This window comes from Bradyrhizobium sp. I1.14.4 (assembly GCF_050435825.1).
In the GTDB taxonomy this organism is placed as follows: domain Bacteria; phylum Pseudomonadota; class Alphaproteobacteria; order Rhizobiales; family Xanthobacteraceae; genus Bradyrhizobium.
Genome location: NZ_JBNDLA010000007.1, coordinates 257,010 through 275,253 on the forward strand (window position 1 = coordinate 257,010; position 18,244 = coordinate 275,253).

The window sequence follows — 18,244 nt, forward strand, 5'->3', positions numbered from 1 at the left end:
CCCGGAGCGTGGCCGGTGTGGCCTCATCTTCACAATGTCTCGCCCTGCGAAACGCAGGCGGCGAGTTTCCGTCGTGATCGGTGACCTTCCATTGCCACAGGCCGCCACGAGGCCGCGAAGGCGCGTGGGCCATCAATCCGTTGCACAAAAATTCGGCTCGATGTCCACCGCCATGGGTAGCCGCCTCATTTCGCGGGCCGGATTTCAATTGCTTGTCATATGCATCGATCAAAATCGGAGGCATTGGGACAGGAGTTTACCATGAGCGATATGGCGTTACCCGGCTCGATCGAGCCCGCCCTGAAAAAGGGTCCGGACCTCGACAAGGGCTTTCATCCTCTGACCGGCGTTATCTATTTGGGCGTGGTTGCGGCCGCGCTGCTGTTCGTTGCCTACAGCATCTATGCCGACGTCGACGCCACCGGCACACGCATCACGTCGTTCCTGCCGTACATCCTGCTGTTCGTCGCGCTGCTGATCGCGCTCGGCTTTGAATTCGTCAACGGCTTCCACGACACCGCCAACGCGGTCGCGACCGTGATCTACACCCGCTCGCTGCCGGCGCATATCGCCGTGGTCTGGTCTGGCATGTTCAACCTGATCGGCGTGCTGCTCTCGAGCGGTGCCGTTGCCTTCGGCATCGTGTCGTTGCTCCCGGTCGAGCTGATCCTGCAGGTCGGCTCCAGTGCCGGCTTCGCGATGGTGTTCGCGCTGCTGATCGCCGCCATCATCTGGAATCTCGGCACCTGGTGGCTCGGCCTGCCGGCCTCGAGCTCGCATACCCTGATCGGCTCGATCATGGGCGTCGGCATCACCAACGCGCTGCTGCGCGGCCGTGACGGCACCTCCGGCGTGGACTGGTCGCAGGCGGGCAACATCGCCAAGGCGCTGCTGCTGTCGCCGCTGTTCGGCTTCGCGCTCGCGGCCGGCCTGCTCTACGTCCTCAAGATCGCGCTGGCGCGCGCGACGCCGGCGCTGTTCGGCGAGCCGGTCGGCAACCAGCCGCCGCCGTGGTGGATCCGCGGCATCCTGATCCTAACCTGCACCCTGGTCAGCTTCTTCCACGGCTCCAACGACGGCCAGAAGGGCATGGGCCTGATCATGCTGATCCTGATCGGCACCGTACCGACCGCCTATGCGCTGAACCGCGCGCTGCCCGCGAGCCAGATCGAGCAGTTCGCCGCGCACTCGACCTCGGCCAGCAAGGTCATCGAAGGCAAGGCGGCCGGCTACAACGTGATCGGCAATCCGCGCCCGGCCGTGACCAACTATGTCGCGCAGCACCAGATCAACGAAGGCACCTATCCGTCGCTGGCGGTGCTGGTGCGCGACATCGGCCAGCAGGTTGCCCAGTATGGCTCGCTGGCCAAGTTCCCGGCCGACGCGGTCGGCAACACCCGTAACGACATGTACCTGGCCTCCGAGGCGATCCGCTTCCTGATGAAGGACAAGGAAGCCGAACTGACCACCGCCGACGTCGCCACGCTGAACGCGTACAAGGGCTCGCTCGACAGCGCGACGAAGTTTATCCCGAGCTGGGTGAAGTTCGCCGTCGCCATCGCGCTCGGCCTCGGTACCATGGTCGGCTGGAAGCGCATCGTCGTCACCGTCGGCGAGAAGATCGGCAAGACCCACCTGACCTACGCGCAGGGTGCCTGCGCCGAGATCACGGCGGCCGCGACGATTGCGGCGGCCGACGGCTACGGCCTGCCGGTCTCGACCACGCACGTGCTGTCGTCGGGCATCGCCGGCACCATGGCGGCCAACGGCTCCGGCCTGCAATGGTCGACGATCCGCAACATCGCGATGGCCTGGGTGCTGACCCTGCCGGTCGCGATGATCCTCTCGGGCTGTCTGTACTACGTGTTCTACCACGTGTTCTGATGCCCCCACGCTTTCGGCGCGGCACCGCGCCGGACCAAGGCCCGCACGTCAGGTGCGGGCCTTTTGCTTTTTGCCGTTGCGGCGCCAAGCCGCGCGCTCAATCGTATGCCTTGGCCACCTCTGCCAGCAGGCCGCGCGCCCATTTGTGCAGGCCCGATTTGGCCGTCCGGGCGCTCCAGTAAAGGTCGATCGAGATCGGCACGCGGAACGGCAGCGCAGCGACGTGCAGCCCGCCGCGCAGCGCCCGCGCCAGATGGTGTGGGATCGTGGCGACGAGCCTTGTGCCTGTGATGATCCGCTCCAGACTGTCGTGGTTGGGAAGGCTGACCAGAGGCTCGATCTCGATCTTCCTCGCCTTGAGCGCCTCGAGATAGAGCGGCTGCCACTCGCCGCTATGGGTGATGAAGACATGCTTGGCCTTCGCATAGGCCGACAGGGCGATCCGGCCGCGCGCCAGTGGATTGGCCGGATCCATCACGCAGACATAGTGATCGGTGAGGATATGGCGCCTGAAGAAGCTTTCGCCGACGACCCCGACCGGACCAAGGACGATGTCGCACTGGTTCTGTTTGAGATGGACGTCGCCATGGCCCGCGGCGTCGAGCAGCACGAGGCGGACCTTCGGTGCGCCGGCACGCAGCCGCGCGCTGAACTGCGGGATCAGGGTCTGGCGCTCGTGATAGTTGCAGGAGATCGTCACGCTCCCCTGCACCGTCGCCGGATCGAACTCCACCGGTGAGGCGAGCGCGTCGATCTCGCCGATCATGTCCCGCGCCCAGCCGACCAGCGCCGCGCAGCGCTCGGTGGCCGTCACGCCGTTGCCGTGGCGGACGAACAGCGGATCATGGAGCGCGCCGCGCAGCCGCTCGACCGCATAGCTGATGGTGGACTGGTTGACGTCGAGCCGCTTGGCTGTCGCCGAGAACGACTGCAGGTCGTAGACCAGCACAAGCGTCCGCAAAGTCCCGATGTCGATCTGATCGATCGAGGAATTGACCGCCACGCTGCACCTCCCGCATTGCCGGCGACCAAGCCTATCATAACGTCATTTGATATTTCGATGGCCTCGATCGATCCCATCGAATTGAGCGATTACGTTCCTGGCGCTAGCCTTGCAAAAAAGCACTCCGGGAGGACCAATGGCCAGCACCGTGCCTGTCGTGACTGACATCGCGTATCAGGATCTGCTCGACGACCCCTATCCGATCTTCCGCCGCCTGCGCGAGATGGCGCCCGCCGTCTTTGTCGCGCCCGCGAAGCTGACGCTGGTGACGCGCTTCGACGACATCATGCGGATCGAGCGCGATCCCGCGACCTACTCGGCCGATAATCCGACCTCGCTGGTCAACAAGGTGATGGGGCCGACCTTCATGCGCAAGGACGGCGCCGAGCATGCGATCGGCCGCAAGGCGATCGAGCCCTCGTTCCGTCCCGCCACGATCAGGGAGTATTGGGCGCCGAAATTCACCGCGATCGCACGGACGCTGATCGATGATCTATCGGTGGCTGGTGAGAGCGATCTGTTCGCCACGCTGGCCGCGCCGATGGCCTCGCGCAGCCTGATGGCGATGATCGGCTTTCGCGACATGCCGTGGCAGATGTTGGCCGAGTGGTCACAGGCGTTGATCGACGGCGCGGGCAATTACGCCGCCGATGCCGAGACCGAGCGGAAGGCGATGCAGGCGAGCGCCGACGTCGATGCCGCAATAGACGCGGTGCTCGAGGATCACCGCAGCCACCCCAATCCCTCGATCCTGTCCTCGATGATCAATGCCGATCCGCCGATGCCGATCGACGGCATCCGCGCCAACATCAAGGTAATCATCGGCGGCGGATTGAACGAGCCACGCGACGCGATCCTGACGCTGGTGCTCGGCCTCCTGGAAAACCCGGCGCAGAAGGACGGCGTACTGGCCAAGCCCGAGCTATGGCCGTCCGCGCTCGAGGAAGCAGTGCGCTGGATCTCGCCGATCGGCATGTATCCGCGCCGCGTTACCCGCGATGTCGACCTCTCCGGCACCACGCTGCCCGAGGGCCTTCAGATCGGCCTCTGCGTCGGCGCCGCGAACCGCGACGGCAATCGCTTCGCCGAGCCCGATCGCTTCGACGTGATGCGACAGAGGCAATCGCATCTGGCGTTCGGCGCCGGGCCGCATTTCTGCGCCGGCACCTGGGTGTCGCGGCTCACGGTCGGCAAGATCGTGGTGCCGACGCTGTTCGAGCGCTTGCGCAATCTGCGCCTCCGCGCGGAGGCGCCGCCTGTCGTCCGCGGCTGGGTGTTCCGCGGTCCGGTGTCACTGCCGGTGCGATGGGAGGCGTGAACATCACCCCGCCAGCGCGTTTTCCACGATCTTCACGAAATACGAGGTGCCGTAGACGATCGCATCGTCGTTGAAATTGTAGGCGGGGTGATGCAGGCCGGCGCTGTCGCCATTGCCGCAGAAGATGAAGGCGCCGGGCCGCGCTTCCAGCATGTAGGAGAAATCCTCGGCGCCCATCAGCGGCGGCATTTCGTGCACGTTGGAAGCGCCTGCGACGTCGCACGCGATGCGGCTCGCGAATTCGGTCTGCGCCTCATGGTTGACAGTGACCGGGTAGCCGCGCTCATAGGTGAGATCGATCTTCGCGCCGGTCATCTTGGCGACGCCATCCACCACCTCGCGCACGCGCTTCTCGATGAGATCGCGCACTTCCCTGGTCAGCGTGCGCACGGTGCCGCGCAGCTCCGCGGTCTGCGGGATCACATTGCGGGCATTGCCGGCGTGGAATTCGCACATCGAGATCACGGCGGAGTCGAGCGGATCGACGGTGCGCGCGACGATCTGCTGCAAAGCGGTGACGAGTTGCGCGCCGACCAGCACGGAATCGATGCATTTATGCGGCCGCGCGGCGTGACCGCCGAGCCCTTCGATCTTGATGTCGATCGCATCTGTCGCGGCCATGATCGGGCCGGTGCGGATCGCGAACGAGCCGATCGGAATCCCCGGACCATTGTGCATGCCGTAGACCTGCTCGATGCCGAAGCGGTCCATCAGGCCGTCCTTGATCATGGCGGCGGCGCCGGCGCCGCCCTCCTCGGCCGGCTGGAAGATCACGACCGCGTCGCCGGCGAAATTGCGCGTCTCGGCGAGATAGCGTGCCGCGCCGAGCAGCATCGCAGTGTGGCCGTCATGGCCGCAGGCGTGCATCTTGCCCGGCGTCTTCGAGGCGTAAGGCAGGTTGGTCTGTTCGTGAATCGGCAGCGCATCCATGTCGGCGCGCAGGCCGATCACCTTGACCTCGCCCTTGGCCGGGCCCTTCTTGCCCTTGATGACCCCGACCACGCCGGTCTTGCCGAGCCCGGTCGCGACCTCATCGCAGCCGAATTCCCGCAACCGGTCGGCTACGAATGACGCAGTGCGGTGCACATCGTAGAGCAGTTCGGGGTTTTCGTGGATGTTGCGACGCCAAGCCTGGATATCGGGTTGCAGATCGGCGACGCGGTTGACGATGGGCATGAGAATTCTGGCCTCGAAGGTTGGACGTAACTCATCTCTAGCATGCAAGAGCCGGTCCACCCAACAGATGTGGCATGTTCCAGATTGGGCCCCGCGGCGCGGCAAATGCAGAGCCAGCCGACCGACAGCCATCGAAAGCGTCTGGATGAGCTCTTGTCGAGGGTGTATCTCCCTTACCGCAACGGTGTACTTACAGACTAAGGACTTGCCGCACGGCTCAACCGTCAGGTCATTTTTGCTGACCCGACGTGAACGATCACATCCGACCAAAGCCCAATAGTGCCGAAGATATCCCGCGCGGATACTCGCGCAAGTTTCCGCACCGGGATTCTTCCCGCCTGCGAGGATGGGACAACTGCATGGCGCCGGATCAAGCGGTCCTGTTTTCCACCATCATCCTGCTGGTGCCGATGGGATACTTCCTGCTGGCGGCGCCGGCGTTCCTGCTTGTGAAGCTCGAGGTCCCGCCCGTCACCCGCCTGCTGCGCGGCATGTTCAATGCCTACTTCCTGGTGCTGGCGGTCGCTGGCGTGATCGGGGCACTCGCCTTCGCAATGGCGGGGCGGCCGGCTGTCGCGCTCGGCATCGCCTTGATCGCGGCGTTCGCGGTGCTGGCACGCCGCTGGTTTCTGCGCCGGATGGACGCCGAGGCAAGCGCGAGAGACGCCGGTGATCCCAATGCAGTACGGCGGCTGCGCCGGCTGCATTGGTGCGGCATGCTGTGCAACGCGGTCCAGGTGTTCGCTCTAGTCGGCAGCATTCCCTACATGGCGCCGCTGCCTTGATCGAGTGCACCTAACCCACATCAGCATCTGGCTGGAAATCTCCACTGCGGTGCGACTATCTTCCTCGCGCCTGCTGGTCGAACACACTCAGCCCGACCAGCGTCATGGCCTCGGTTGGTCGGCAATTGCGGGCCGGTGCCTTCGCGGGCCGCGGCGACGCGCTCCGGCTCGTAGATACCGAGCTGCACGATCTAAGCAGGCAGGACGAAGGGAAACAATGATCTATCCGGAACGTGCCCGGGCAGCGACCTGTCCCGGCTGGATTTCTGGATTGCGCTTCAAACCGAAGAGATATCGGACATGCCGCCTAGCCCGACGTGAGCATCTGGCTGCGGATCTCCTGCGCGGTGCGGCGCAGCGGCAGCAGATATTTCTTGCGCGCGCCCGCCTCGCTGACCGTGCCGGAAATCGTGTTGACGCTGAGCGCCGCGACCACCGCGCCTGCGGGATCGCGCAGCGGCACCGCGATGCCGCAGATCGCCGGATCGAGCTCGCCATCAACCCAAGCATAGCCCTCGCCCTCGACTCGCACCAGCAATTCGCCGAGGCGTTCCGGATCGGTGACCGTGCGCGGCGTGACCGCTTTGAACGTGCTGTTCGTAAGGTAAGTATCGCGGGTGCCAGGCGGCAGCGCGGCGAGCATGACACGGCCGAGCGACACCAGATGCGCGGGCAGCCGGCTGCCGACGCCGAGATTGGCCGACAGTATCCGCCGCGCCGGCAGGCGTAGCGCATAGACGATCTCGTCCTCGTCGAGCACCGCCATCGCGCAGGACTCGCCGACCTCGTTGCGCAGATTTTCCAGCGCACGCTGCGCATGCGCCCAGTATGGCAGCGCGTTGAGATAGGACAGTCCGAGCCCGAGCGCGCGCGGCCTCAAGCTGAAATAGCGCCCATCGGAGGCGCAATATTTCAGCGCCACCAGGGTCGCCAAGATGCGGCGCGCGGTGGCGCGGTTGAGGCCCGCGGTATCGGCGGCCTCCGCCAGCGTGTGCCGGCCCGGCGGCTTGCCGAGCGCCTCGATGATCGAGAAACCGCGCGCGATCGCGCGCACGAAGCCGTCACTCTCTTTGCCCATCTGATCGTTCTTGGTGCCGTTCTGCTGGGGCGTCGCGCCTACATCGCAGCCCGCATGGCTGCCTGCACATGACGCGGCTCTGCGCGCTTGTCAGGGACTCCCAACCGCGCTAGCGTCAGTTCACATAGCGAATTAATTGTTCGCCTGGCGAACTCAGTAGCAGGAGGATCCACAATGGCGCAAGCAGAAAATTCTGCGGCCGCACTGTTCGAAACCGATTTCTGGAAGGACGCGAAGCTGCGCAAGATGTGGGACGACATCGTTCCCGGCGAGCCGCGCAAGACGCTGCCCTACAAGCTGACCCAGGAGGCGATCGCGCTGTACTGCCGCGCCGTCGGCGAGACCAATCCGCTCTATCTCGACGAAGCCGTCGCGAAGGCCGGGCCCTATGGCGGGCTGATCGCGCCGCCCGCGATCCATATTCTTTTGATGTTCGCCTGCACGCCGGCCGACGACTGGATGCGCTCGCCGGGCACCGTCAATGCCGGGCAGTCGTGGAACTACAACATCCCCGCCCGTCCCGGCGACACCATCACCCTGCAGGCCCGCGCGCTCGACAAGTTCATCAAGCGCGAGCGGCTGTTCGTGGTGCACGACAACGTCTTCTTCAACCAGCATGGCGACGTGATCTGCTCGGGTCGCGGCCAGACCATCCGTCCGATGTAAGGAGGATCACGATGACCACAGCGAATTTCGAGTCTCTCAAGGCCGGCGACACCATCGATGGCCCCGCCTTCGCGGTCTCGCGCGAATCGATCCGCCTGTTCTGCGATGCGTCGCTCGACTACAACCCGCTGCATCTCGACGACAACTACATGAAAGGCGATTTCGGCAAGACCAATTTCGGCGGCATCATCATGCACGGCATGAACAATTTCGGCCTGATCTCGCGCATGCTGACCGACTGGGCCCTTCCCGCGGGCGCGATCCATCGAAGGCTCGAGACGCGCTGGCTGAAACCGGTGAAGCCCGGCGACACCATCCGCCCGGCCGGCACCATCAAGGCCAAGCAGACGACCGCGAAGTCGCGCTGGGTGCTGGTCGACGTCGCCGTGCAGAATCAGCGCGGCGAGACGGTCGCAGCCGGCGAAGCAATGCTGGAGTTTCCCAACGCGAAGGCGAGCTAGCGGGACCTTAGCCTGCGGGGAGAGGCCGGAAAGCGTCGCAGATGCGTTCCGGGTGAGGGGGAGTCTCCGCAAATCCAGCTGTCAGCGAAACGCGGAGGCGGCACCTCACCCCCCGTAAGAACGGGCGAGGGAGCGCGGTTCCTATGCGGCACTATTCGACCCAACTACCAAAACAAAATCCTTCGAGGAGACTTTCATGCAGGATGCGGCTCATTCGCGGCTCTATGGTCGGATCGCCTGGCGCCTGATCCCATTTCTGCTGGCGTGCTACACGGTTGCGATCATCGATCGCTTCAACATCGGCTTTGCCAAGCTGCAATTCCTGCACGACCTGAACATCGATGACACGGTGTTCGGGCTCGCCGCCGGCATCTTCTCGGTCGGCTACGTCGCGCTCGAAGTGCCGAGCAATCTGCTGCTGGTCAAGATCGGCGTCCGCAAGACGCTGCTGCGGATCATGGTGCTGTGGGGCGCGGTTACCGTGCTGCTCGCGCTGGTGCAGAACCAGTATCACCTCTACCTCCTGCGCTTCCTGCTCGGCGCGGCCGAGGGCGGGTTCTTCCCCGGCATCCTGTATTATCTGACGCTGTGGTTTCCGGACCGCGTGCGCGGTCGCATGACGAGCCTGTTCGTGATGGCGGTGCCGCTCGGCGGCGTCATCGCAGGACCATTGTCGGGCCTGATCATGGATCACATGCAGAGCGTCCATGGGCTGCATGGCTGGCAGTGGCTGTTCATCCTCGAGGGCGTTCCCGCGGTTCTGCTCGGCATCGCCGCCTATCTTTATCTCGCCGACGGGCCACGGGCCGCGAGCTGGCTCAGCGCCGATGAGCGACGGCAGGTCGCCAGCGATCTCGCCCGCGATCGCGCCGGCGCCCCTGGCACCACAAGCAGCTTCACGGCGGCGCTGCGCGAGCCGCGCGTCTATCTCTTGTCCTTCATCTATTTCGCGTTCTTCTGCTCGCTCAACACCATCCTGTTGTGGACGCCGACGCTGCTCAAGCGCGTCGGCGTGGCAACCACCACCGAGATCGGCTGGCTGAGCGGCGCGATCTCGGTTGCGTCCGCGATCGGCATGGTGGCGATCGGCTACAGTTCCGATCGCACCCGCGAGCGTCGCTGGCACGTGGTGTGCTGCGGTCTCGTCGCCGCGGCCTGCTTCATCGCCCTGCAGGCGGCGCAGGGCAGCGTCCTGTTGACGGTGACGCTGCTCGCTATCGCCTCGATCGGCATCTTCGCGATCCTCTCGCTGTTCTGGACCATTCCGAACGCGATGCTGGAGGGCAGCGCCGCAGCCGGCGGCATCGCGCTGATCAGCGCGATCGGATCGTTCGGCGGCGCGGTCTGCCCTGCCCTGATCGGATGGATGAATGTCGCGACCGGGAGCATCTACGCACCGCTCGCCCTGGTCGGCGCCGTGCTCGGCATCGGCATGCTGGCGCTGATCGTCTGCGTTCCCAGGTCCGAACCTGAGGTCACACTGGCCGAACCGAGCCGTCCCTGATCATCCGGCGCCCGGCGCGCCGGCCGGGCTTGTCTCGACCGGCTGCGTCTGACTAATAGGAGACCAACAAAAGACGCTTGCCGGGAACGAGGACATGCCGCGAAGGATCGAGGGTGATTTCGACTACATTGTCGTCGGCGCGGGCACGGCGGGCTGCATCATGGCCAACCGCCTGTCCGCCGATCCGAAGAAGCGCGTGCTGCTGCTGGAAGCCGGCGGCAAGGACAACTGGATCTGGTTTCACATCCCGGTCGGCTATCTGTTCGCGATCGGCAATCCGCGCTCGGACTGGATGTTCAAGACCGAGGCCGAGCCTGGTCTCAACGGCCGTGCGCTCGCCTATCCGCGCGGCAAGGTGATCGGCGGCTCGTCTGCGATCAACGCCATGATCTCGATGCGCGGCCAGGCTGCGGATTACGATCACTGGCGGCAGCTCGGCCTCACGGGCTGGAGCTACAGCGACGTGCTGCCGGCATTCAAGCGGCTCGAGGATCACTTCCTCGGCGAGAGCGAGCATCACGGTGTCGGCGGCGGCTGGCGCATCGAGGCGCCGCGGCTGTCGTGGCAGATCCTCGATGCGGTCGGCGATGCCGCCGAGGAGATGGGCATCAAGCGCATCAGCGATTTCAACACCGGCGACAACGAGGGCACCAGCTACTTCCACGTCAACCAGAAGCGCGGCCGGCGCTGGTCGTCGGCGCGCGGCTTTCTCAAGCCGGTGCTGAACCGCAGCAATCTGCGGCTCGAGACCGGCGTGCTGGTCGACCGCCTGATCATCGAGAGCGGTCGCGCCGCCGGTGTGGTGTTCCGCCAGGGCAATGAGAGCGTGGCGGCGCGCGCCAAAGGCGAAGTGATTCTCTGCGCCGGCTCGATCGGAACCACGCAGGTGCTGCAGCGCTCTGGCATCGGCCCGTCCGAATGGCTGTCGCCGCTCGGCATCGACATCGTGCTCGACGTGCAGGGCATCGGCCATAATCTGCAGGACCATCTGCAGCAGCGCGCGATCTACAAGGTATCGGGCGTGCGCACGCTGAACGAGACCTATTACAACCTCGTGCGCCGCGGCCTGATGGGGCTCGACTATGTGTTCCGCCGCCGCGGGCCGCTGACCATGGCGCCGTCGCAACTCGGCATCTTCACGCGCTCGGACCAGACGCGCTCGCGCGCCAACATCCAGTTCCACGTGCAGCCGCTGTCGCTCGACAAGTTCGGCGATCCGCTGCATCGTTTTCCCGCGATCACGGTGAGCGCCTGCAACCTGCAGCCGACCTCGCGCGGCACCGTGCGCATCCGCTCGACGGCGCCCGACGACAAGCCGTCGATCGCGCCGAACTACCTGTCGACCGACGACGACCGCCAGGTCGCGGCCGACGCGATCCGCACCACGCGCAGACTGATGAAGCAGAAGGCGCTGGAGAAATATCATCCCGAGGAATTCCTGCCCGGCCCCTCGGTCGGCGACGACGATGCCTCGCTCGCCAAGGCCGCGGGCGACATCGGCACCACGATCTTCCACCCCGTCGGCACCGCGAAGATGGGAATGGCGAACGATCCGATGGCCGTGGTCGACGAGCGCCTGCGCTTCTACGGTCTGCACGGCCTGCGCATCGCGGATGCCTCGGTCATGCCGACCATCACCTCGGGCAACACCAACACGCCGACCGCGATGATCGCCGAGAAGGCCGCGACGATGATCCTGCAGGATGCGCGATAGCAACCAATGACGCAGCCGCAGCGGATTCTCGTTGGCGATGCCGGCGCGCAGGTCGCGGTGGCGCGATGGGGCGAGCCGGCTTCCGGCAAGCCGCCGGCACTGCTGCTGCACGGAACCGGCTTTGTGGCCGAAGTCTGGAGCGAGGTCGCGGAAGCGCTGGCCGCCGATCACACGGTCTATGCGCTCGACCGCCGCGGCCACGGCCTGAGCCACAAGCCGGCGGCCGACCGCTATCACTTCCAGGATTTCGCCGAGGATCTCTGCATGGTGATCGAACGCCTCGGCCTCCATGACATCTACGGCATAGGGCACAGCGCCGGCGCGACTGACCTGCTGCTCGCAACGAGGCTGATGCCGGACCGCTTCGCGCGGCTGTTCGTGACGGAGCCGACCGCGATGGATCCGCGCACGCCGCGCAGCGGCGGCCTGAGCGACGTCGCGAGCGCGTCGGTGCAAGGCGTGCTGCGCCGCCGGACCGAATTCGACAGCGCCGACGACCTGTTCCAGCGGCTGCGCACCGCGCCGGCGTTCGCGCTGTGGACCGAGCCGTCGCTGTGGGCCTATGTTCATCACGGCTTCGCAAAGCTCGACGACGGCCGCATGCGGCTGCGCTGCACGCCGGAGATCGAGTCGGCGCTGCTTATGCCGATCTTCCAGACCATGGAGCAGATCTACACCGGCGACGACCGCGGCAATCCTTTTCCGTGGTTCTCCGAGATCGCCTGCCCGGTCTGCATCGCGACCGCGGAGCAGTCCTGGCCGATCTACAAGGACATGGCCGACCGCGCCGCGGCCCTGATCCCGCACGCGAGCCGCTGGACGTTCGAGCGCGTCGGACATTGCGTCGCGCAGGAGGTGCCGGAGCTAAAGGCTGCGGCGCTCAGGACGTTTGCCGCACGAACCGGTTAGATCAACGGCTGCGCCTGGAGCCCGATTTCGCCGGACCCTGACGTCCTCCGGTCCGCTGTGCTGCGCGCGGTGCGTTGGCTTGCGATCGCGATTCCTGAACCAGCCAATCCCTGAATTTCTGTGTCGCGGGATCGATCTTGGCTTCTGCGCCATAGCAGAAATAGGATTCACCCGGAAGATTCAGCTCCGGAAAAGGACTTGCTAGGTCATGGCGCGCGATCGCCTCCTGCAGGACGTTCTGCGGCGCCACCACCGACCCAAGTCCATCCTTGACTGCCTGTATCGCCACGAACAGGTGATCAAAGCGGTGGCCGCCGGCCATGAAGGCATCGGTGATGCCCACGTGCTTCAACCATGCCGCCCACTCCTGAGGCCGGGTCATCGATTCGATCAGATGATGGCACTTGACGTCGGCCGGCTTTGCGAGCGGCTTCCGCGCCAGCAATTTCGGCGACGTCAGCACCGCCAGGTCCTCGCGAAACAGCAGCGTGCGCTCGCTGAGACGCGAGGATGTCACCGTCGTCTCTCCGCGCGTCACGACAAGGTCATGCGCCGAGAAATTCGGCAGCTGCCCGGTCATCCTGGTCGAAACCCAGACCTCGGTCCGTGGGTTCTGGGCGCGATAGCGATTCACGCGCGGCAGCAGCCAGTACATCGCAAAGGTCGCCGGCGCCTCGATAGTGACCGTGCGGCGTTCGCGCTGGCGCTGCACATAGGCGCAGGCACCGGCAATATCCTCCAGCGCACGCCCCACCTCGCGCGAAAGCACAATGCCGAACGGTGTGAGAACCAGCCGCCGTCCCTCCAGCGTGAAGAGCGCCTGTCCCAGCCAGCGCTCGAGCAGCTTGACCTGCTTGCTGACTGCGCTGTGGGTGACGCCCAGCACGTCCGCGGCAGCGGCGACCCCGCAGGTCTCCGCGACGACGGCGAATGTCCGGAGCGACACCAGAGGAAGGTCGCGCAGCTTCATGGAATGGAAGTTACATGAAGCGGTAAATTATTCAATTTTTATTCCGATCGCCGCTTCCTAGAATTGCTCCGAAACCGCTTATCGGCCCTGGCCGGAAGGAGCCACCATGATCGAAGTCAACGGGCGAACCTACAGCAAGCCCGCGCGTCCCACCGTCGTCATCTGCCTCGACGGATGCGACCCGCGCTATCTCAATTTCCCCAACGCGAAGGAGGTCTTCCCGAACATTTCGCGGATGATGCGAAGCGGGTTCGCGACCCTCGCCGACGCCGCGATGCCGACCTTCACCAATCCCAACAACGTCTCGATCGTGACCGGCGCGCCGCCGGCAATTCATGGCATCTCCGGCAACTATTATCTCGATCGCGAGACCGGCAAGGAAATCATGATCGTCGATGCAACGCCGATGCGGGCAACGACCATCCTCGCCGAGATGTCGCGCTCCGGTGTTCGTGTCGCCGCGGTGACCGCCAAGGACAAGCTACGCAAGATGCTCGGCCACCGGATGGAGAGCGGAATCTGCTTCTCGTCGGAAAAGGCCGGAAGCGCGACCATGGCGGAGAACGGCATTGAGGATGTCGAGGCCCTGGTGGGGCGGCCGACACCGGACATGTACAGCCCCGACCTGTCGCTGTTCGTCCTCGATGCAGGAATCAAGCTTCTCGAGCAGAGTCGCGCCGAGTTGCTCTATCTCTCGCTGTCCGATCTGGTCCAGCACGCGCACGGCCCGGGCGAGGCGGAGGCGGACGCCTTTCACCGCGCGGTCGACCAGAAGGTGGGCCGCATTGCCGAACTCGGCGCCGTCGTCGGGTTGATTGCCGATCACGGCATGAACGACAAGGCGAATGAAGACGGGACGGCGCGCGTGATCTTCCTCGAGGACGAACTGAACCGGCGCTTCGGCACGCAGGCGGCGCGCGTGATTTGCCCGATCACCGATCCGTTCGTGAAGCATCACGGCGCGCTCGGCTCCTTCGTTCGCGTCTACCTGCGCAAGGGGCTTGATCTTGCCGAGGTCATGGAGGCTTCGGCGACAATTCCGGGAATCGCGCTCGTCCTCGACGGACTGAGTGCCGCAAGCCGCTACCAGATGCCGCTCGACCGCGAAGGGGATTTCGTCGCAATCGGCGATACCCACACGACCATCGGCTCGACCCAGGCCGAGCACGATCTCAGCGGACTCGACGGCCATCGCCTCAGGTCGCATGGCGGACTGAGCGAGCAGATCGTGCCGTTCATCCTGTCGCATCAGCTGAACGATACCTATCGCAAGCTCGCGAAGACCAGGCGCATGCGCAACTTCGATATCTTCGAGTTTGCGCTGAACGGCGCGCAATAAATCAAAACAGAAAGCACGGGAGGATACGCCATGCTCGATACTGGGCAGGCCTTTGCACGCGCGCTCGCAACCGAAACGGCTGCGGCGCAGATGTATCGGCGCTACAAATGGACGGCGCTGCTCGGTGTGTCCTTTTGCTACCTCTTCTACTACCTCGGACGCCAAACCTTCGGCTTTGCCATCCCCGGCATTCAGAAGGAGCTCGGACTCTCCAAGGAAATGCTCGGGTGGGTCAGCGCCTCGATGCTGTGGGCCTACGCGCTCGGCCAGTCGATCAACGGCAACCTCGGCGACAAATGGGGTGGCCGCGTCATGATGCTCGCCGGCGCGGTCCTCTCGTTCGCGGCGAATTGGGCGACGAGCCTGTCAAGCAGCTTCGTCGCGCTGCTGCTGGCATGGGGCCTCAACGGATATTTCCAGGCCATGGGATTCGCGCCGGGCAGCCGGCTGCTCTCGAACTGGTGGGGACACCGGCATCGCGGCTTCGTCTATTCGTTCTATGTCGGCATGTCCGGATTTTCGTCGGTCCTCGCCTACTTCGTTCCGATCATCATTCTCGGCACGCTCGGGCTCGACTGGCGCTGGATCTTCCGATTGTCGGTGTTCCTGATGCTGTTCGGCGCCATTGTCATGTTCCTTGTGGTGCGCGAGCGGCCCGAGGATCTCGGCCTCAAGGGACCGGTCGACGAGAAGTCGCCCGAAGAGGTGGACGTCGACAGCGAGATCGACACCAAGACAAGCGGCGCGCGCTATCGCGCGGTGCTCTCGAACTGGCGACTCTACGCAACAGGCCTGTCGATCGGATTTCAGAACGCCGCGCGATACGCCTTGCTGGTCTGGGTCCCCGTCCACTTCCTCGGGCCGAACTGGAAATCGGCCGCGACAGTCATCGATCCGGTGTGGATCACCGTCGCGCTGCCGGTCGGGATGGCGCTTGGCGCGTCGACCAACAGCTGGATTTCGGACGTTCTGTTCAGGTCGCGGCGTTATCTCGCGATCATCTCCTACATGGTGCTGGCCGCGATCATCGCGCTCGCGATGGAGCTCGTGCCGCACGGCAGCCTGCTCGGGATCGCAGGCCTGTTCCTGTGCGGCTTCTTCGTGTTCGGCCCGGCGTCGTCGTTCTGGGCGCTGTGTCCCGACATCTTCGGCCGTCGCCTGGCCGGAACCGCAACCGGCGTCCTCAATTTCATTTCGTATGCCTGTGCCGGGATTGGCGAACCGCTGATTGGACGATTCATGGATCACACCGGCAATACGGCGATCATCTTTCCGGTCGTCGCGTGTCTGTGCGCAGCGAGCGCCGTCTCGGCGCTGCTCATCAGGCGATAGACATACGCGACGCTTGGGCTGACGCCCGCCGAAAGAAAACGCCGTCCCCTCGCAGGGACGGCGGAAGCCACTCACGCAGTACTGGAACGGTTGTTAGTGCTTGCCGTGGTGTTCGGCGTGGTGCCGACTCGCCTCGGTGTGGTGATGCTGGGCATGGCTGGCGTGACCATGGGCGCTGTGGGCGTGATGCGCCGCCTTGTGGTGGTCGCCGGCTTCGTGGTGCTTGGCGGCTTCGCGGTGATGACGCGCCGCATGCTCGTGATGCTCAGCTGCCTTGTGATGATGTTCAACGCCTGCGTGATCGCTCATGATGCTCTCCAGATGTGGCGAATGAAGTCCACCATTCTTATGGAGGCGCCCTGACACTATGCTGACGGCTGCAAGACAGCTTTGTTGCGGCCGTTTATGTGTTGCGCAACGTTTCCATGTTGCAGCGCGCATAGTGGCGACCGCGTTCATCAACCGCCACGGATCGCCGGCGACGGGAATGCGGTCGAAGGCCGGCAGCTCGTGCAGTGACAGCCGCCGATCACGTCAGCCATGCTTTCCTCCGATCGATCAGTGGCTTGCCGGATCGATAGCCCTGCAAACCGGGCGACTTCAATGACGCGTCTTGGCCTTGCGTCCGTCTCTCGCGGGCCCTCACGAAATCGTCATCCAGGCCCTCGGCGCCGTCCAAAGCCGCGGGAATAAAGCCCCGCTCCGGCCGATCACCTACCCGGAAACCCAATCCCTGGGCCCACGGGAGACTTGCCATGAGCGGACACGATCACGATCACCACGATGAGGAGAGGGGCGTCAGCCGACGCAAGGTGCTGGAATGCATGACCTGGGCCGGCACCGGCGTGCTGTGGACGGTCACCGGCGGCGTGCCGCATTCGCTCGGCATCGTCGGCTCGGCCGCAGCTGCCGAAGCGGCGCCGGGCATGACCTTCATGCAGATCAGCGACAGCCATGTCGGCTTCGACAAGCCGGCCAACCCGAACGCCATCGGCACGCTGGAGGAAGCCATCAACAAGGTCCGGGCGATGCCGGTCAAGCCGTCCTTCATGATCCACACCGGCGATATCACACATCTGTCGAAGGCGTCCGAATTCGATGACGCCGATCGCATCATCTCGCAGGCCAAGCTCGACGTGCACTACGTGCCGGGCGAGCACGACTTCATCGACGAGGAGGTCAAGCTCTACAAGGAGCGCTACGGCCGCGGCACCAAGGGTCCGGGCTACTATTCGTTCGACGCCGGCGGCGTGCATTTCATCGGCCTCGTCAACGTCGTCGACCTCAAGGGCGGCGGCCTCGGCAATCTCGGCAACGAGCAGCTGGAATGGCTGGAGAACGACCTCAAGGGCCGTTCGAAGTCGACGCCGATCGTGCTGTTCGCCCACATCCCGCTGTGGACGGTCTATCCGCAATGGGGCTGGGGCACCGAGGACGGCGCCCGCGCGCTGGAATACGTCAAGGGCTTCGGCTCGGTGACCGTGCTCAACGGCCACATCCACCAGGTGATGCAGAAGGTCGAGGGCAACGTCACCTTCCACACCGCGCGTTCGACTGCCTTCCCGCAGCCGGCGCCGGGTGCGGCCCCCTCGCCCGGCCCGATGAAGGTCGAGGATGCCAAGCTGCGCAGCATGCTCGGCGTCGCCAGCATCAACTTCAAGCAGAACAGCCAGCCGCTGGCCATCATCGACACGCCGCTGCAGGGCTAAGGGACAAGACCGATGAGTTCGATCAATCGACGCGACTTCGGGTTCGCCGTGGTCGCGACCATGCTGCTGCCGGTCACGGCGGCCCGCGCCGAAGATACCGCGATCCATATCGACAACTTCTCGTTTAATCCGGCCCAGCTCGACGTGAAGGTCGGCACTACCGTGACCTGGACCAACCGCGACGACATCCCGCACACCGTGGTGTGTGCGGGCAAATTCCGCTCCAAGACCATGGATACCGACGGCACCTTCTCGTTCACCTTCACGGAAGTCGGCGAGTACAAGTATTTCTGCTCGCTGCATCCGCACATGACAGGCAGTATCAAGGTTGGGTAACGTGACCAGCCATACAATCACAACCATGCCCGGCCAGTGGCCCTCCGCCCCCGGCCGGGC

The 18,244-nt window shown here is 64.7% G+C and carries 17 protein-coding genes; 13 read left to right on the forward strand and 4 right to left on the reverse strand.

What is annotated here, in order from left to right; all coding sequences use genetic code 11:
* Positions 1-261: 261 nt before the first annotated feature.
* On the forward strand, positions 262-1,884 hold the full coding sequence (locus ABIB78_RS17310; RefSeq protein WP_429026609.1) for an inorganic phosphate transporter: 1,623 nt from the start codon (positions 262-264) through the stop codon (positions 1,882-1,884).
* Positions 1,885-1,981: 97 nt separating this feature from the next.
* Here ABIB78_RS17310 and ABIB78_RS17315 read toward each other — a convergent pair whose 3' ends face one another.
* Positions 1,982-2,887: a LysR family transcriptional regulator gene (locus tag ABIB78_RS17315; RefSeq protein WP_429026611.1), complete on the reverse strand. Its 906-nt coding sequence runs from the start codon at positions 2,885-2,887 to the stop codon at positions 1,982-1,984.
* A 136-nt stretch (positions 2,888-3,023) separates the two neighbouring features.
* On the opposite strand from ABIB78_RS17315, the gene ABIB78_RS17320 reads away from it, so the two are divergent.
* Entirely contained in the window at positions 3,024-4,205 is a 1,182-nt protein-coding gene (locus ABIB78_RS17320; RefSeq protein WP_429026614.1) for a cytochrome P450, read from the forward strand.
* Positions 4,206-4,208: 3 nt separating this feature from the next.
* Here the strand turns inward: ABIB78_RS17320 and ABIB78_RS17325 are convergent, their stop codons facing one another.
* On the reverse strand, positions 4,209-5,381 hold the full coding sequence (locus ABIB78_RS17325) for a M20 aminoacylase family protein (RefSeq protein WP_429026616.1): 1,173 nt from the start codon (positions 5,379-5,381) through the stop codon (positions 4,209-4,211).
* Positions 5,382-5,740: 359 nt separating this feature from the next.
* Here ABIB78_RS17325 and ABIB78_RS17330 point away from each other — a divergent pair, with 359 nt between their 5' ends.
* A complete protein-coding gene (locus ABIB78_RS17330) occupies positions 5,741-6,166 on the forward strand; it encodes a hypothetical protein (RefSeq protein WP_429026619.1) in 426 nt (141 codons plus the stop codon).
* A 307-nt stretch (positions 6,167-6,473) separates the two neighbouring features.
* Here the strand turns inward: ABIB78_RS17330 and ABIB78_RS17335 are convergent, their stop codons facing one another.
* A complete protein-coding gene (locus ABIB78_RS17335; protein WP_429026622.1) occupies positions 6,474-7,244 on the reverse strand; it encodes an IclR family transcriptional regulator domain-containing protein in 771 nt (256 codons plus the stop codon).
* 174 nt (positions 7,245-7,418) lie between these two features.
* On the opposite strand from ABIB78_RS17335, the gene ABIB78_RS17340 reads away from it, so the two are divergent.
* The 5 genes from ABIB78_RS17340 to ABIB78_RS17360 all read left to right on the forward strand — a co-directional run bounded on the left by ABIB78_RS17340 (position 7,419) and on the right by ABIB78_RS17360 (position 12,498).
* Entirely contained in the window at positions 7,419-7,910 is a 492-nt protein-coding gene (locus ABIB78_RS17340) for a MaoC family dehydratase (RefSeq protein ID WP_429026625.1), read from the forward strand.
* An 11-nt stretch (positions 7,911-7,921) separates the two neighbouring features.
* Complete coding sequence (locus ABIB78_RS17345; protein ID WP_429026628.1) at positions 7,922-8,371, forward strand: MaoC family dehydratase; 450 nt, start codon at positions 7,922-7,924, stop codon at positions 8,369-8,371.
* Between the two features lie 196 nt (positions 8,372-8,567).
* Positions 8,568-9,875, forward strand: coding sequence for an MFS transporter (locus tag ABIB78_RS17350; protein ID WP_429026630.1), 1,308 nt, complete (start codon positions 8,568-8,570; stop codon positions 9,873-9,875).
* Positions 9,876-9,969: 94 nt separating this feature from the next.
* The gene (locus ABIB78_RS17355; protein ID WP_429026633.1) at positions 9,970-11,589 is read left to right on the forward strand and encodes a GMC family oxidoreductase; all 1,620 of its coding nucleotides are present in this window, start codon (positions 9,970-9,972) and stop codon (positions 11,587-11,589) included.
* 6 nt (positions 11,590-11,595) lie between these two features.
* A complete protein-coding gene (locus ABIB78_RS17360) occupies positions 11,596-12,498 on the forward strand; it encodes an alpha/beta fold hydrolase (protein WP_429026636.1) in 903 nt (300 codons plus the stop codon).
* Between the two features lies 1 nt (position 12,499).
* Here ABIB78_RS17360 and ABIB78_RS17365 read toward each other — a convergent pair whose 3' ends face one another.
* Complete coding sequence (locus tag ABIB78_RS17365) at positions 12,500-13,468, reverse strand: LysR substrate-binding domain-containing protein (RefSeq protein WP_429026641.1); 969 nt, start codon at positions 13,466-13,468, stop codon at positions 12,500-12,502.
* Positions 13,469-13,574: 106 nt separating this feature from the next.
* Between ABIB78_RS17365 and phnA the strand changes: the two genes are divergently transcribed.
* The 5 genes from phnA to ABIB78_RS17390 all read left to right on the forward strand — a co-directional run bounded on the left by phnA (position 13,575) and on the right by ABIB78_RS17390 (position 18,184).
* A complete protein-coding gene (gene phnA / locus ABIB78_RS17370) occupies positions 13,575-14,807 on the forward strand; it encodes a phosphonoacetate hydrolase (protein WP_429026643.1) in 1,233 nt (410 codons plus the stop codon).
* Positions 14,808-14,837: 30 nt separating this feature from the next.
* A complete protein-coding gene (locus ABIB78_RS17375) occupies positions 14,838-16,139 on the forward strand; it encodes an MFS transporter (protein ID WP_429026644.1) in 1,302 nt (433 codons plus the stop codon).
* Positions 16,140-16,235: 96 nt separating this feature from the next.
* Positions 16,236-16,502, forward strand: coding sequence for a hypothetical protein (locus tag ABIB78_RS17380; protein ID WP_429026647.1), 267 nt, complete (start codon positions 16,236-16,238; stop codon positions 16,500-16,502).
* 392 nt (positions 16,503-16,894) lie between these two features.
* Positions 16,895-17,848: a metallophosphoesterase family protein gene (locus tag ABIB78_RS17385; RefSeq protein ID WP_429026649.1), complete on the forward strand. Its 954-nt coding sequence runs from the start codon at positions 16,895-16,897 to the stop codon at positions 17,846-17,848.
* 12 nt (positions 17,849-17,860) lie between these two features.
* Positions 17,861-18,184, forward strand: coding sequence for a cupredoxin domain-containing protein (locus ABIB78_RS17390; protein WP_429026651.1), 324 nt, complete (start codon positions 17,861-17,863; stop codon positions 18,182-18,184).
* Positions 18,185-18,244 lie beyond the last annotated feature (60 nt).